This window comes from Paenibacillus sp., assembly GCF_035645195.1.
In the GTDB taxonomy this organism is placed as follows: Bacteria; Bacillota; Bacilli; order Paenibacillales; family YIM-B00363; genus Paenibacillus_AE.
Window position 1 is genome coordinate 103444 of the sequence record NZ_DASQNA010000007.1, and the last position, 14491, is coordinate 117934.

Annotated in this window: 16 protein-coding genes and 1 pseudogene; 4 read left to right on the forward strand and 13 right to left on the reverse strand. The window is 59.9% G+C overall.

All coding sequences use genetic code 11. The features are described 5' to 3' along the window. Positions 1-38: 38 nt before the first annotated feature. Positions 39-1484 (reverse strand): bifunctional UDP-sugar hydrolase/5'-nucleotidase, encoded by a 1446-nt coding sequence (locus tag VE009_RS01580; protein WP_325005633.1) that lies wholly within the window; start codon positions 1482-1484, stop codon positions 39-41. 164 nt (positions 1485-1648) lie between these two features. Between VE009_RS01580 and VE009_RS01585 the strand changes: the two are divergent. Further along, positions 1649-2074: pseudogene (locus VE009_RS01585) on the forward strand (molybdenum cofactor biosynthesis protein MoaE); the annotation flags it as partial. A 70-nt stretch (positions 2075-2144) separates the two neighbouring features. Here the strand turns inward: VE009_RS01585 and VE009_RS01590 are convergent. Next, a complete protein-coding gene (locus tag VE009_RS01590) occupies positions 2145-3365 on the reverse strand; it encodes an NlpC/P60 family protein (protein WP_325005634.1) in 1221 nt (406 codons plus the stop codon). A 172-nt stretch (positions 3366-3537) separates the two neighbouring features. Here VE009_RS01590 and VE009_RS01595 point away from each other — a divergent pair, with 172 nt between their 5' ends. After that, a complete protein-coding gene (locus VE009_RS01595; RefSeq protein WP_325005635.1) occupies positions 3538-3792 on the forward strand; it encodes a hypothetical protein in 255 nt (84 codons plus the stop codon). A gap of 50 nt (positions 3793-3842) precedes the next feature. On the opposite strand, the gene VE009_RS01600 is transcribed toward VE009_RS01595, so the two are convergent. The 10 genes from VE009_RS01600 to VE009_RS01645 all read right to left on the reverse strand — a co-directional run bounded on the left by VE009_RS01600 (position 3843) and on the right by VE009_RS01645 (position 12339). Continuing rightward, a complete protein-coding gene (locus VE009_RS01600; RefSeq protein ID WP_325005636.1) occupies positions 3843-4091 on the reverse strand; it encodes a hypothetical protein in 249 nt (82 codons plus the stop codon). 74 nt (positions 4092-4165) lie between these two features. After that, complete coding sequence (locus VE009_RS01605; protein ID WP_325005637.1) at positions 4166-4342, reverse strand: hypothetical protein; 177 nt, start codon at positions 4340-4342, stop codon at positions 4166-4168. A gap of 117 nt (positions 4343-4459) precedes the next feature. Further along, positions 4460-5716: a hypothetical protein gene (locus tag VE009_RS01610; protein WP_325005638.1), complete on the reverse strand. Its 1257-nt coding sequence runs from the start codon at positions 5714-5716 to the stop codon at positions 4460-4462. A 62-nt stretch (positions 5717-5778) separates the two neighbouring features. Continuing rightward, entirely contained in the window at positions 5779-6234 is a 456-nt protein-coding gene (locus VE009_RS01615; RefSeq protein ID WP_325005639.1) for a hypothetical protein, read from the reverse strand. Between the two features lie 161 nt (positions 6235-6395). Further along, positions 6396-7793: a Fe-S cluster assembly protein SufB gene (gene sufB / locus VE009_RS01620; protein WP_325005640.1), complete on the reverse strand. Its 1398-nt coding sequence runs from the start codon at positions 7791-7793 to the stop codon at positions 6396-6398. 40 nt (positions 7794-7833) lie between these two features. Then, a complete protein-coding gene (gene sufU, locus VE009_RS01625; RefSeq protein WP_325005641.1) occupies positions 7834-8262 on the reverse strand; it encodes a Fe-S cluster assembly sulfur transfer protein SufU in 429 nt (142 codons plus the stop codon). Next, positions 8249-9481: a cysteine desulfurase gene (locus VE009_RS01630; RefSeq protein ID WP_325005642.1), complete on the reverse strand. Its 1233-nt coding sequence runs from the start codon at positions 9479-9481 to the stop codon at positions 8249-8251. Before VE009_RS01630 ends, sufU begins: the two co-directional genes overlap by 14 nt. Next, positions 9478-10779, reverse strand: coding sequence for a Fe-S cluster assembly protein SufD (gene sufD, locus VE009_RS01635; RefSeq protein WP_325005643.1), 1302 nt, complete (start codon positions 10777-10779; stop codon positions 9478-9480). The genes VE009_RS01630 and sufD overlap by 4 nt, the downstream gene beginning before the upstream one ends. 13 nt (positions 10780-10792) lie before the next feature. Next, positions 10793-11626, reverse strand: coding sequence for a Fe-S cluster assembly ATPase SufC (sufC, locus tag VE009_RS01640; protein WP_325005644.1), 834 nt, complete (start codon positions 11624-11626; stop codon positions 10793-10795). Positions 11627-11772: 146 nt separating this feature from the next. After that, entirely contained in the window at positions 11773-12339 is a 567-nt protein-coding gene (locus VE009_RS01645) for a DUF1802 family protein (RefSeq protein WP_325005645.1), read from the reverse strand. Between the two features lie 130 nt (positions 12340-12469). On the opposite strand from VE009_RS01645, the gene VE009_RS01650 reads away from it, so the two are divergent. Continuing rightward, positions 12470-12625, forward strand: a complete 156-nt coding sequence (locus tag VE009_RS01650; RefSeq protein WP_325005944.1) for an asparagine synthase — start codon at positions 12470-12472, stop codon at positions 12623-12625. Positions 12626-12690: 65 nt separating this feature from the next. On the opposite strand, the gene VE009_RS01655 is transcribed toward VE009_RS01650, so the two are convergent. Next, positions 12691-13158, reverse strand: a complete 468-nt coding sequence (locus tag VE009_RS01655; RefSeq protein ID WP_325005646.1) for a Dps family protein — start codon at positions 13156-13158, stop codon at positions 12691-12693. A 115-nt stretch (positions 13159-13273) separates the two neighbouring features. On the opposite strand from VE009_RS01655, the gene mtnK reads away from it, so the two are divergent. Continuing rightward, positions 13274-14491: an S-methyl-5-thioribose kinase gene (gene mtnK, locus VE009_RS01660; protein WP_325005647.1), complete on the forward strand. Its 1218-nt coding sequence runs from the start codon at positions 13274-13276 to the stop codon at positions 14489-14491.

The following is a 14491-nucleotide window of genomic DNA, read 5'->3' on the forward strand; positions in this document are numbered from 1 at the left end:
TTCGCCCGGTTCGCCCGATGGAACGGCTGCTGCCGGCTTCAGTCGGCCGGCCGATATCTCGGCCGCTCGGCTTCCGCGATCCACTTCTCCGCCATCGGCGAGGAGAGCGCCCCCGCCAGCAAATCCCTTATAAATTCCGGAAGGTGGTACACGATTTGTTCCCCTTCCGCCATCGATTCGTAACCGACCTTGAACGTAAACATGTCGATCGTGCCGACGCGGTACAGCCGGTCGTCGTCGAGCGGCTCGCCGCCGACGCGGACCGCCGACACGCGGGCATCCCCGCCGGCGCGCGCGACGTCCACCTCGACGCCGTCCAAGCAGAGCGCGCCGAGCACTTTGCCGCGGAAGCCGAAGCCGCGCACCGTCATCCCGCGGCGCTCCGCGTCGAGCGATTGCTCGATCGCCCGCCGCAGCGACGCGCCGCGCAGCAGCATGACGCACGGGTTGATCGGATGCGGGCAGATCGCGTGCACCGCCGCCGCGGTCACGTCGCCGCTCGGCAAGCCGCCGAGCAGCTGCCCGGCGTTGACGACGCCGATCTCGGCGCCGCAGTGGCGGCGCAGCGCCATCGCCAGCAAATTGCCGAGCGGCGATTCCCGATCCTCCGCGGCGTCGAGCGGCCGAGGAAGCCGCGCCACGACCCGGTTCATCGCCGCGGCGGCCGCCGCGGCGTGCCGGGCGATCGTCCCCGCGATCGCCGGATCCGGCTTCGCGTCCGACACGTCCTCCGCCCCGCCGGCGCAGTGCGCCACGCGCCGCGTCCGCCGATCGACGTGCAGGCGGGCGACGCCGACGTGCGTGCCGAACTTCCCGGCAGCCCCGATATATGTATCGCCGATCCGCTCCAGCTCCGTCATCAAATGATGCGTATGCCCGCCCAGAATGAGGTCGATCCCCGGCACCGTCTCCGCCAGCAAGCGATCGTGCATCAAGCCCAGGTGGCTGAGCGCGACGACGACGTCCGCCGCTTCCTCCCGCCGCAGCCGCTCCACCTGCTCCCGCGCCGCCGCGTACGGATCCGTCGCCTCCCAGCCGAGCTCCTTGTAGAAATCGTTGTACGCCGCGGTCAAGCCGAAAATGCCGAACCGGATGCCCTCGCGCACGAGGACGTGCCGCGGGCGGATCCACGCCCCCGCGGCCGAACCGGCCGCGGGCCGCAAATTGGCGACGACCGTCGGGAAGGCGGCGCGCCCGTACAACGTCCCCAGCGTCTCCGCCGAGAACGTCAGCCCCTCGTTGTTGCCCGGCACGGCCGCGTCGTAGCCGGTCGCGTTCATCACGTCGATGTTCGCTTCGCCCATCGTTCCCTCGGTTTCGAGGCGCACTCGATCCATGTGATCGCCGATATCGAAACGGAGCAGCCGCTCCGGCGGCTGCTCCCGTTCATAGGCTTCGAAGAACGAACGAATGCGCGGCATCGACTCGAATACGCTGTGCAGATCATTCGTGTGCAAAATTACGAACTCGATCCTATCGTTCATGCTTCCCTCCGCCGTGTAACGCCGCTCTCAGCCTAGCGGCTTTGCATCCACCTTGTTCTCATCAGTCTAGCATATTTTTCTATCCTTTAACATGGGGACGGCCGTTGATATAATATAGGAAAACGCTCGCACAAAGGGGAATGCGCATGACCGAAGCCATGTTCGTCATTACGGAAGAGCCGATCGACGTCGCCGCCGTTTGCGCCAAGGCGATCGCGCCGGAGCAGGGCGCCACGCTCGCGTTCGTCGGCACGACGCGCGAATGGACGCACGGCAAGCGCACCGTGCTGCTGGAATACGAAGCCTACGCTCCGATGGCGATCAAAGCCATGGAGCAGATCGGCGAGGAAATCGCGGCGCGCTGGCCCGGCGCCCGCTGCGCGATCACGCACCGGATCGGCCGCGTCGACATCGCCGAGGCGAGCGTCGTCATCGCCGTATCCGCCCCGCATCGGGACGTGTGCTACGAGGCGAGCCGCCACGCGATCGAACGGTTGAAACAGATCGTGCCGATCTGGAAGAAGGAAGTATGGGAAGACGGCACGGAATGGAAGGGCGCGCAAACCGGCCCTTGGAATCCGCTCGCCTAACGAACGCGCGGCGCGCCCCGGATGCCGATTCCTCTCGGCCCGGGGCGCGCCGTTTTCGCGTCCGCAGCGTTCAATACGCGACTCGCTTCGCCCGAATGAACGTCCTTTTCCAATAAGCTTTGTTGATGCTGCCGATCTGAACGCCGTTCTTCGGCGCCGAGTTCGCGTGGATCATTTTGCCGCCGCCGAGGTAGATCCCCACATGCCCGACCGTCTTGTTCGTCTTAAACCGGCCCGGCACGTAGAAAAACAGCAGATCGCCCTTGCGCAAGCTTTTGCGCGATACCGTCCTGCCGACGCGAGCCTGCGCCCGGGACGTCCGCGGCAGGTCGATGCCGTATTTGCCGTATACGTATTGCGTGAAGGAGGAGCAGTCGAACCGGTTCGTTCGCGGGTACGGTTTGGCGCCGAACTTGTATTTCACGCCCATATACCGATTCGCCGTCCGCAGCAGCGCGTTGATGTTGATGTTTTTGAGCGCCGGCACGGCCTCCGGGTCCGCCGCGGCCGCCTCGAGCGACGGCAGCGCGGGCGCCAGCGCTTCTCCGCCCGCGAACGCGCCTTCCGCGTCTTCCCCTTTGAACGGATCGTTCGGATCGTCGGCGAAATCGAGCGACGGATCGACGTCCGCGTCTTCTCCCTCCGGGTCTCCTTCGACCGTCGTATCCGACGGATAGATGAGGAGGCCGGTTTTCCCGGGCTCGGCCACCAGTTCCTCGTCGAATAGGTCGAGCACGCTCGACACCGGGATCATCAGCGAGCCGTTAATCATTTTCGGCGCGGCCGGCAGCTGGAACGGTTCGCCCTCCGCCTCGGCCTGCGTGCTGCCCGGCGTCAACCGGAACTGCACGTCCTTGTCGCCGATCTCGCGCGCTCCCTGCGCGTCCGTCTCGTAATGCTCGAACTGCATCAGCTTGACGAGCTGATCCAAAGAAACATACTTTTCTCCGCCGTCTCTTACGTAAGACAACGTCACCGGCCGATGTCGATCGACGGTTTGCGTCTGCAGCGCGCCGAACCCCGCCCCGTTCCCCGCGTTGAGCGGGCGAACCGGCAGCGTCGGGAACGGCGATCGCGGATCGTCGGCGTCGATCAGCGGCCCGCCCTTCCGCGCGTCGCCGGCGCGCTCCCGGGCCGTCGACATCGGCGTGCGAGCTCCCGCCGCGCCGAGCGCCGAGACGCCGCCTTCCGTCCCCCTCGCCGGGCCGCCCTCGTTCGCTCCCGCGCCGCAAGCCGTCACCGCCAAGGCGACCGCCAGCGCGAGCGACGTCGTTTTCCAAAGGCGCATCATCGAAGCACCCATCTCCTTTTGGTGGTATGAATCAGTAAAGCGTCGTTCGGAAATAGGGTGAGATACACCGGCCCAAAATATGCAATCGTTCGGGATCGTGCCGGTCCCGAACGGGGTATGCTATGATAAGAACGAACGACAAACTATGGAAAACGCGGAAGGAGGGGCGTACATGCGCAACACTTCGTCGACCGCCGCGCTGGCGCTCGGCATCGCCGCTTGCATGTGCAACCTGATCATCGTCCTGCTCCCGATCGGCATCCTGCTCGGCATCGCGGCGATCGTCGTCGCTTTGGCGGGCTCGTCCCGTTCGAGGGGAGAAGGAAGACCGGCCCTCGCGCTGTCGGCCGTTTCGTTCTTGATCGCCGCCGTATGGGCCCTGACCGCCGCGGCGATGTTCTGGATCGATCCGACGCTGCTCGCCTGATCACGCCAAAAACCCGCCCGCGCCGATGGCGGCGCAGGCGGGTCGCAGCATTACGGGTCCCGCTTCTCGATCGTGTTCTTGACGCCCGAATACGCGCCGATCGCCGACAGCCCCATCACGAGGCCCGCCAGCGCCGCTTGCTTCGGATCGTGCGGCGCAACGTAGACGAAACCGCCGATCAGACCGAGCGCCAGCGCGACGGCCGGCTGATACCGCGGTCCGACGCCCAGCTTCGTCGCCACCCCGACGAGCGCGACGATCAACGGAATCAAAGCAATGTCATAGGCTTGGAACTCCATGACTCGCTTCACCTCCCCTTCCGTACAACCTATGCGGGAAGAGGACCATCGGCGTGGGCCAAAGGTGCGGCGGGTTACTTCGAAGAGCGCCGTCTGGCGTAAGCCCGGACGCTGTTGAACAAATACGACGACGACGTGACGATCATTAAGATGCCGACGAAGAAAGGCCAACCGGTGCTCGTAAACAAATGATACAAGCCCTGCGGCCATAACACGAGCGCGATCACGATGGACATCACCAAATCCCGCATGAATCGCATCCCCCTTATACGAACTTCGCAATAGGCCGGAAGACGAAATGCCGCGACTGGGAACTTTTACTCTTTCTTCCATCTTAGAACAGAAAGACGCCCGAAGCAATGCCCGTGTTACCCGGTCACCCTCGCGACGCCTAAGGCGAAATGATGCCATAAAATATGTTCCACTTGATCGCCCATCGACTCTTCGCACTCCACGATCAAAATGACCTCGGAGTTTTTCCCGCGCAGCAGACGCGCTTTCTGCTTGATGACCTTATAATAAAACAGGTCGATCAAGACGCCCAGCGCGAAGCCGCCCCCGGCGCCGATCAATCCGCAGTAGATCGGTCCCAATGGCAGCTTGAACCCGACGCTGGCTCCGATGACGGCGAACGCCGTTCCGAGCGCCGAGCCCGTACCGATTAAGGAAACGCCGTCTTCATTGTGGATGCTGTCGAACAGCCGGGGTTCCACCTTCCGATTCGTCAGCGGTACTGCGAAGATCTTCTCTCTCCGAATACCGCTCTTCTCCAAGAAACTGATCGCGAGCTCGAGGTTCGTGGTATGCTCGAAGGTCGAAAAAATTTGAATCATGATGTACCCCACTCTTCCTTTCATGACTCGGAACGTGCGATGTTGAAAGTTGCGGATTAGATACTTTTTCTGCTCCTCGTCAAACAGCTTGTTGTTTTCCACCGTGTTCATGTATGAATCGTACGCCGCAAATCCCCACATAGAAGGCATATACATAAGCCATTGTTTATCGAGCACGGCCGTAGCCCCCGGAATGTTCCCATCAAACAGGAAGTGAACGGCGACCAGCGTCTTCGAGTAATAAAGAAATACGATCGTCCAAACTAACGAAAAACTCGCCATGACGATGCGATGAATATGCAGCTGCCCTAGGCCCGGCATAAAGAGAGACCATAAGACGCTTAAACCGGGCTTTCGTTTATCTAAGTAATTGATTTCCAGCGCGCCAAGGACGAAGCTATTGAAAGGGGCATCCTCCCGGATCGCCAATAAGGCCACTTTGTTCATATCGACGCATGTTCGGTAGCTGTCCCATATTCCGAAGATGAACACCGGAATGTACATCAGCATCCACCTTGTATCCAGCACCGACTTCGCCATTTCAATTTCCCCGCAAAAGGTATACACCATGGCAAGATTGATTTTCGCCTGATAGTTGACGAACACTTCCCAGATGAACAAAACCAAGCCGCGCAAATACTTGCTTAACAGCAGATGGCCGAACCCGGGAAAAGCCGCAGACCACCAAGCGATTAAATATGGATTCCGCAGGTGAAATTGGGTCGTTCCCGCGATACTCACATGAGCTTTGTATCGACGATATTCGTTTCCAAGGTTCCTGAAGTTATCCATATCGCACATTCCTCGCAGCAGTTAGCTTGGTGTTATATGTTTTCCAACATGTGGAGATTCATTCAAAAAGTTCGCAGTTTTCGGATGATCGCGCGGACAATAAATAAATTGACGATCAACACCAAGAAAATCAGCGGATACGACAGGGCGGAGTACCAAAGCTGCCAACCGTTGTAGTAGAAAAAGTCGGTCTTCACTGTGAACCATTCGAAGGTCAAGGAGAAAGCAACCCATCCCGCCATATAAACGATTTTTCGTCCAACGGTAGACGGGAGGAAGTTTAAGAAGAGGAAGCTGACGACCGGAAAATACAGCGCGATCGCCAGCAAGCCGAGCCATTGAAACCCTGGAGCGATGTAGCCGTACATGTCGTAATGTAAATCGAATACAACGTCCGTCGTGATGCCGTACGCATATGCGAACATAGAAGTGGCGTAAATTTCGATACCGGTCAATCGTTTCGGGGCGAGCCAGGCGATGAAATAAAACAAGATAAATGCGGCGAACACATACACCATTCGGTAGACACCCTCCGGCAGCAATATCCAACCATTTCGCCGTTAGCATGCTCACGAACGAGCCGGACCATACTCGCCGCCGCCGATAAGAAAAAACGCGCCCGAACGGATTCGTCGTAACGAACCCGCCCGGACGCGCCAGGACGGCCTATGTCGTATGATTAACCGATGCTGCCTTCCATCTCGAACTTGATGAGACGGTTCATTTCGACCGCGTATTCCATCGGCAGTTCCTTCGTGAACGGCTCGATGAAGCCCATGACGATCATCTGCGTCGCTTCGGCTTCGGACAATCCGCGGCTCATCAAGTAGAACAGTTGATCCTCGGATACTTTGGATACCGTAGCTTCGTGCTCCAGCGTGATGTTGTCGTTCATGATCTCGTTGTACGGGATCGTGTCGGACGTCGACTCGTTATCCATGATCAGCGTATCGCATTTGATGTTCGCTTTGGAGCCTTCGGAGTTACGGCCGAAGGAAGCGAGACCGCGGTACGTCACCTTGCCGCCGTGCTTCGAGATCGACTTCGAGACGATCGTCGACGTCGTGTCCGGGGCGAGGTGAAGCATCTTCGCGCCTGCGTCTTGGTGCTGGCCTTTGCCCGCGACCGCGATGGAGAGCACGCTGCCCTTCGCGCCGCGGCCTTTCAGCACGACCGCCGGGTATTTCATCGTCAGCTTGGAGCCGATGTTGCCGTCGACCCATTCCATCGTCGCGTTCTCTTCCGCGACGGCGCGCTTCGTGACGAGGTTGTAAATGTTCGGCGCCCAGTTTTGAATCGTCGTGTAGCGGGCGCGGGAATTTTTGAGGCACAAAATTTCGACGACCGCGCTGTGCAGCGAGTTCGTGCTGTAAATCGGCGCCGTGCAGCCTTCGACGTAATGAACGAATGCGTCTTCGTCGACGACGATGAGCGTACGCTCGAATTGACCCATGTTCTCGGAGTTGATCCGGAAATACGCCTGGAGCGGAATTTCCACTTTGACGCCCTTCGGCACGTAGATGAAGCTGCCGCCGGACCATACCGCGCTGTTCAGCGCCGCGAACTTGTTGTCGGACGGCGGAACGACGGTGCCGAAATATTTCTTAAACAGCTCCGGATGCTCGCGAAGCGCCGTGTCGGTGTCCATGAAGATGACGCCTTGGTCTTCGAGATCCTTCTGCATGCTGTGGTAGACGACCTCGGATTCGTACTGAGCCGATACGCCGGCGAGGAACTTCTGCTCCGCCTCCGGAATGCCGAGCTTATCGAACGTTTCCTTGATTTCCGAAGGAACCTCTTCCCACGTCTTGCCCTGCTTTTCGGACGGCTTGACGTAGTACTGGATGTCGTTAAAGTCGAGATCGTCCAGGTTGCCGCCCCATTTCGGCATCGGCATTTTGTGGAACTGCTCCAGCGACTTCAGTCGGAACTCGAGCATCCAATCCGGCTCGCCTTTCATTTCCGAGATTGCGCGGACGATGTCGGCGTTCAGGCCTTTGCCGGTTTGGAAGACGGCTTTGTGCTCGTCGCGGAAGCCGTATTTGTAATCGCCGATTTCGGGCATTTGCTTCGCCATCGATAAACCCTCCCCTTAGTTTCGTAATTGATCGTATATCTTAACGGTTTTGTTCCGATTCTACGCCTTTGCGGAGCGCGTTCCATGCAAGTGTAGCACACTTGATGCGCGCGGGGAACTTATTTACGCCGCCGAGCGCTTCCAGGTCCTCGTACTCGTCGAATTCGACAGGTTCGCCCTTCATGAGCGCGGAGAACTTCTCCGCCAGCGCCAGCGCTTCCTCCAGCGACTTGCCCTTGACCGCTTCGGTCATCATCGAGGCGGACGCCATCGAAATCGAGCAGCCTTCGCCTTTGAACTTCGCGTCTTGGACGACGCCGTCCTCGATGCGCAGCTTAAGCGAGATGCGGTCGCCGCACGTCGGATTGTTCAGCTCGATCGTCATCGCGCCATCCGCGAGCTCGCCTTGGTTGCGCGGGCTTTTATAATGATCCATGATGACGCGGCGGTACAGATCATCCAATTGCATGGCCGAAGTACTCCTTTGCTCGTAGTAACGAGTCTGCCAGGCGGTCGATATCCGATTCGTCGTTGTACAGATAGAAGCTCGCCCGCGCCGTCGCGCTCGCCTTGAGCCAGCGCATGAGCGGCTGGCAGCAGTGGTGGCCCGCGCGGACGGCGACGCCGTCCGCGTCCAGCACGGTCGCGACGTCGTGCGGGTGCACGTCGTCGAGGTTGAACGTGACGAGCGAGGTGCGGCCTTGCGACGGACCGTACACCGTCACGCCGTCCATCGAGGACAGCTTCTCGTACGCGTACGCCGCCAGCCGGCGGTCATGCGCTTCGATGTTGTCCATGCCGATCTCGGTAAGGAAATCGATCGCCGCGCCGAGGCCGACCGCCCCGGCGATGATCGGCGTGCCCGCCTCGAACCGCCAAGGAATTTCTTTCCACGTCGCGTCGAACAGATCGACGTGATCGATCATTTCGCCGCCGAATTCGATCGGCTCCATCGCCTCGAGCAGCTCGCGTTTGCCATAGAGTGCCCCGATGCCTGTCGGGCCACACATCTTGTGGCCGGAGAAGGCGAAGAAGTCGCAATCGAGCTTCTGGACGTCGACCTTGAGATGCGGCGCGCTCTGCGCCCCGTCGATGAGCACCTTCGCGCCGTGCTTGCGCGCGAGCGCGATGAGCTCTTCGGCCGGATTGACGACGCCGAGAACGTTGGACAGATGCGTGAACGCGACGATTTTCGTGTTCGGCGTAATCGTGCGCGCCGCGCCTTCGAGATCGAACGAACCGTCGTCGTTCACCGGCAGATGCTTCAGCGTCGCTCCGGTCGCTTTCGCCGCCTGCTGCCACGGAATGAGATTCGCGTGATGCTCGATCGGCGTTATGACGATTTCGTCGCCCGGTTTGCATACCGCACGCGCATAGCTCATTGCCACCAGATTGATCGCCGTCGTTGCGCCGCGAGTGAATATGATTTCCGACGCCGAACGAGCGTTCAGGAAGCGCGCCACCTTCTCGCGCGCGCCTTCGTACGCGTCGGTCGCGCGCGTGCCGAGCGTGTGGACGCCCCGATGCACGTTCGCGTTGTCATGCTCGTAATACCGCTTGACCGCTTCGATGACTTGGCGCGGCTTCTGCGACGTCGCCGCGCTGTCGAGGTACACGAGCGGATGCCCGTTCACCTCTTGGTCTAGGATCGGAAACAACGACTTCAGATCCGCGGCCGAGAAGCTCATCGTCCGAGCTTCCTTTCGACCAAGGCGCTAAGCTGCTCGCGCAGCGATTCGAGCGGAATTTCTTCGATGACCGGGTAGAGGAAGCCGTAAATAATCAGGCGCTCCGCCTCGGTCTTCGAGATGCCGCGAGACATTAAGTAGTACACTTGCTCCGGGTTGACTTGGCCGACGCTCGCGGCGTGGCCCGCCGTCACGTCGTCCTCGTCGATGAGCAGGATCGGGTTCGCGTCGCCGCGCGCCTTCGGGCTCAGCATCAGAACGCGTTCCGTCTGCTGACCGTCGGCCTTCGTCGCGCCGTGCTCGATCTTCGTAATGCCGTTGATGATCGCCGTCGCTTCGTCGCGCATGACGGCGCGCGTGATCATGTCGCTCGCCGACGATTTGCCGAAGTGAACGGCGCGGGTCGTATAGTTCAGCTTTTGCTGGTTGATGCCGACCGAGATGACCTTCATGTCGGACGTCGAACCGTTGCCTTTGAGAATCGAATACGTTTCAGCGGCGCCGTTGCCGTGGCTCAGCTCGCCTACGATCCACTCGACGCGGGCGTCGTTGTCGATGATCGCGCGGCGGTAGTTGAGGTCGGTCACGTGCTCGCCGAGGTCGTGCACCGTCGCAACGCGGACGCGGGAGCCCGGCTTCGCGAACACCTCGAGGACGCCGTTATGCATGAGCGGCGTGCCGGAGGCGGCCGACAAGTAGTTGTCGACGTAGGTGACGGAGCTGTGCGTGTCGGCGACGATCAAGACGTGCGGCGCGAACGTCGCTTCCGGCGATTCGGAGTAGAAGATCGCTTGGATCGGGTCTTTCACTTCGACGTTCTTCGGCACGTACAGGAACAATCCGCCGTTCCACAGCGCTGCGTGCAGCGCGGTCAGACGGTTTTCGTCTTTCTTGACCGCCTGCATGAAATATTGCTGCACGAGCTCCGGATGGTCCGCAGCCGCTTGCTCGAGGCTCTTCAAGATGACGCCTTGGCTTTCGAGCTCTGGAGAGATGCGGACGTACACGACGCTGGAGTCGTGCTGCACGAGCAGATTCGGGCTCGGGTTCTCCCCGATGAGCGTCGCGAGATCCCCCGGCAGCTCGGCCGCGTTCTCGACCGTCTTCGCGGCGCGGTATGCGCCGAAGCCGCCCAGCTCCCAGCGGTCGATGCGCGTCTTCTCGAGCTTCGGCAGCTCAAGCGTCGACGCAAGCGCCAGCGCCTCCGCGCGAAGCTGGGACAGCCATGCCGGCTCCTGCTTCGACGAGGCGATGGAGGAGAAAGTGTTGTTATCGATGGTTAACGTTTCGGTCGTCAATGGGTCCGCCTCCTTACGAGAATTTCGGAGCGGTGGTGTTCTTCGGCACGACGAATTCTTCCTTGTCATTGCCTACCGTCTCGTCTTCGATGCCAAGCTCTTCCTTGACCCAATCGTAGCCTTCCGCCTCGAGGCGCTCCGCGAGCTCCGGACCGCCGGATTTCACGATTCGTCCTTGCATCATGACATGAACGAAGTCTGGCTTAATATAATTTAACAACCGCTGATAGTGCGTGATGATGAGGAACGAACGCTCCGGAGAACGCATCGCGTTGACGCCTGCGGCGACAATCTTCAAGGCGTCGATGTCGAGGCCCGAATCGATCTCGTCGAGAATGATGACGCGCGGCTCGAGCACCATCATTTGCAAAATTTCGTTCCGCTTTTTCTCGCCGCCGGAGAACCCTTCGTTCAAGTAGCGGTGCATGAACTGCGGATCCATCTCCAGCTCTTTCATTTTCGCTTCCATCTGGCGAATGAATTTGATCAGCGAAATTTCGTTGCCTTCGCCGCGGCGCGCGTTGATCGCGCTGCGCAGGAAGTCGGCGTTCGTCACGCCTGTGATTTCGCTCGGGTACTGCATGGCGAGGAACAAGCCCGCCAAGGCGCGCTCGTCGACGCCCATCTCCAGCACGTCTTCGCCGTCGAGCGTCACGCTGCCGCCTTCGACTTCATATTTCGGGTGACCCATGAGGGTGGAGGCGAGGGTCGATTTGCCCGTGCCGTTCGGACCCATGATCGCGTGCACTTCGCCGCCTTTGATCTCGAGGTTGAATCCCTTGAGGATCTCCTTGCCTTCGATCGAAGAGCGAAGATCTTCTATTTTTAATACCGGTGCTTGTGCCATAACGTTGCGTTCCCTCCATATTTGGATTTCATCTATTTAGAATTATTCTAAATTGATTCTCAGTGATTCTCAACTGTTAATTTTAATATAGAATAATTCCAATTCGCAAGGGGCGTTTCTTGCAGACCTCGTCCGACCGCTAATCGCTACCGCAAAGCCGCCCGAATTTGCTCGGCTTTCGCGGCGAACACCTCGTCCGACAACACCGGACGCTTCGCCAGATCGGCGGGCAGGGGGAGGCGGAGCCACGATTTGCAGCCCGCGAAAGCCGGATCGTTCGAGACGATCAAAGGCTCCTCCAGCCGATGCACGCGGAGCAGCAAACAATGCAGCGGCTTCGTTCGCTTCCAGTGCAGCCGCTCCGACGCGTAATCGTCGGTCCATATATGATATGGAGACAACGCTCGAAGCTGTTCCTCGTCATGGATCAGGATGTCCTCCGCCGCCTCGGCCCATGCCCGAATCGTCACGTTCGGCAGGTCCGGGCTCCACGACGCCCGCGTTTCCGACGCATATCGCCGGAACGGTTCCTTCAGCAGATGCTCCTTTTGGTGCTCGTACGTAGGAAAAAAGTAAAACGATTCGCTCGTCAGCTCGAAATCCCGGTTTTCTTCCCGGATGCCGCCTTTGCGCAGGGCAAGGATCGTGTCCCCCGCCAAAAACGCTTCGACCGCCGACGCCCATTCTTTCAGCAACGCCGTTTCTATACTCATTGTTCCACCTCTCCCCCTCCGGTAAAACCATGCAGCGCGTCGGCCGCATCAAAAACGCCCGTCCGCTCCATCCTAATATCGCAGTCATCATTCTCGCCAAAGGAGTGACGTTCTCATGCGCGAAAATCTCATGCGCGAAGGAATGATTCCGGCCATTCTCGGCACTGCGGTGGCCGCGACGGGAGCTACGCTGTTGAAGCGCAATCCGGCCGCAGGCTACGGCATCCTTGGCTTCGGTCTCGCCCACATCGTGCTCGGCGCCATCGACCTGTTCGAACACCGCTAAGGAAAAAAATGAAGAACACCTGCTCCCTCACGGGCTGCAGGTGTTTCCATTATACATAAAAATCGCTATTCGTTAAACGAAGCCAGCATCCAGACGTGCTTCTCGAGGGAGGAGTGGATCGCGAGCAGCATGTCCGACGTCGTTTCGTCGCCGGAGCGCTGCGCCAGCTCCATCCCCTCGACGAGCTCGGCGATGACGGTACGGAAGTCGGTTTCGATCGAACGGACCATTTCCGAAGCGTTCTCGTTGCCTTCGGCTTCCCGGATGGAGGAAGCGGCCAAATACTCCCTCATCGTCGCGAGCGGCCTGCCCCCGATCGCGAGCACGCGCTCGGCGATGTTGTCGATATGCAAAGCGGCCTCGGTGTACAGCTCCTCGAACTTCAGGTGCAGCGTGAAGAAGACGGGGCCTTTGACGAACCAGTGATAATTGTGCAGCTTGACGAACAGGACGCTCCAGTTGGCGAGCTGCTTGTTCAACACGGCTACCACGTCTTGATTGCCGGCATGCGGGGATCCCGATGGTGCGGTCATGGAGATGCTCCTTCCTTTGTGCAAGGATTTCGTTAACGAATTATATTTTCTTCCTAGCCCTGCTTGTCTTATACTATTACGTAATGCTTTTTTGAATTGAAAGGACGGGGTCCCCATGAACGCATATCATCCGCTGACCGAAGCCGAAGCGATCGAACGCGCGCGCGCGGTGCCGGGCTTCTTCGCTCCCGGCGCCGAGCTGACCAGCCGCGAAATCGGCGACGGCAATCTGAACCTGGTGTTTCATATTCAGGAGCCTGCGACAGGCAAAGGAATCATACTTAAGCAAGCGCTGCCGTACGCGAAGGTCGTCGGCGAATCGTGGCCGCTGACGCTCGACCGCGCCCGCATCGAAAGCGAAGCGCTGATCATCCAAGGCCGCCTCGCGCCGGGACTCGCCCCCAAAGTGTACGATTATGTGCCGGAGCTCGCCCTCACCGTCATGGAGGACCTCAGCGACCACGTCATCATGCGCCGCGGGCTCATCGAAGGCAACATGTATCCGCTGTTCGCGCAGCATATCGGCGAATTTCTCGCCCGCACGCTGTTCTTCACGTCCGATTTCGGCATGAACCAGCAGGAGAAAAAGCTGCAGACGGGACGCTTCATCAACCCGGAGCTGTGCAAAATTACGGAGGATCTCATCTTCGACGATCCGTACACCGTATCGCCGAATAACAATTACGATCCCGCCATCGAAGCGGAAGCCGCGGCGCTGCGCGAAGACCGCGAGCTGCACGCCGAAGTGGCGCGGCTCCGCTACGGCTTCCTGACGAAGGGACAAGCGCTGCTGCACGGCGACCTGCATACGGGATCGATCTTCGTCACGCCCGAATCGACGAAGGTGATCGACCCCGAGTTCGCGTATTACGGTCCGATGGGCTTCGATATCGGCGCCGTGCTCGCGAACCTGCTGCTGAACGCCGCGGCGCAGGGCGGGCGCATCGAAGACGCTGCGAAGCTTAACGACTTCCGCGCCTACCTGCTCGATACCGTCGTTGGGGTATGGAACGAATTCGAAACCCGCTTCCGGGCGCTGTGGGCGGAGCACGCCGTCGACCGGATGCTGCGCGAGTCGGGCTACCTCGACATTTTCCTGCGAGAGCTGCTGCAGGACACGTTCGGCTACGCAGGCTGCAAAATGGTACGCCGCATCGTCGGGCTCGCCCACGTCGCCGACATCGACGGCATTCCGGACGCCGATCTGCGCAACCGCGCCCGCCGCGTCTCGCTCGCCGTCGGCACCGCGCTTATTAAACATCATCGCTCCGCGGCTTCGATCGAAGACATGCGCACGATCGCCCGCCGCGAAATCGCCCGGAAGGAAGGTTAA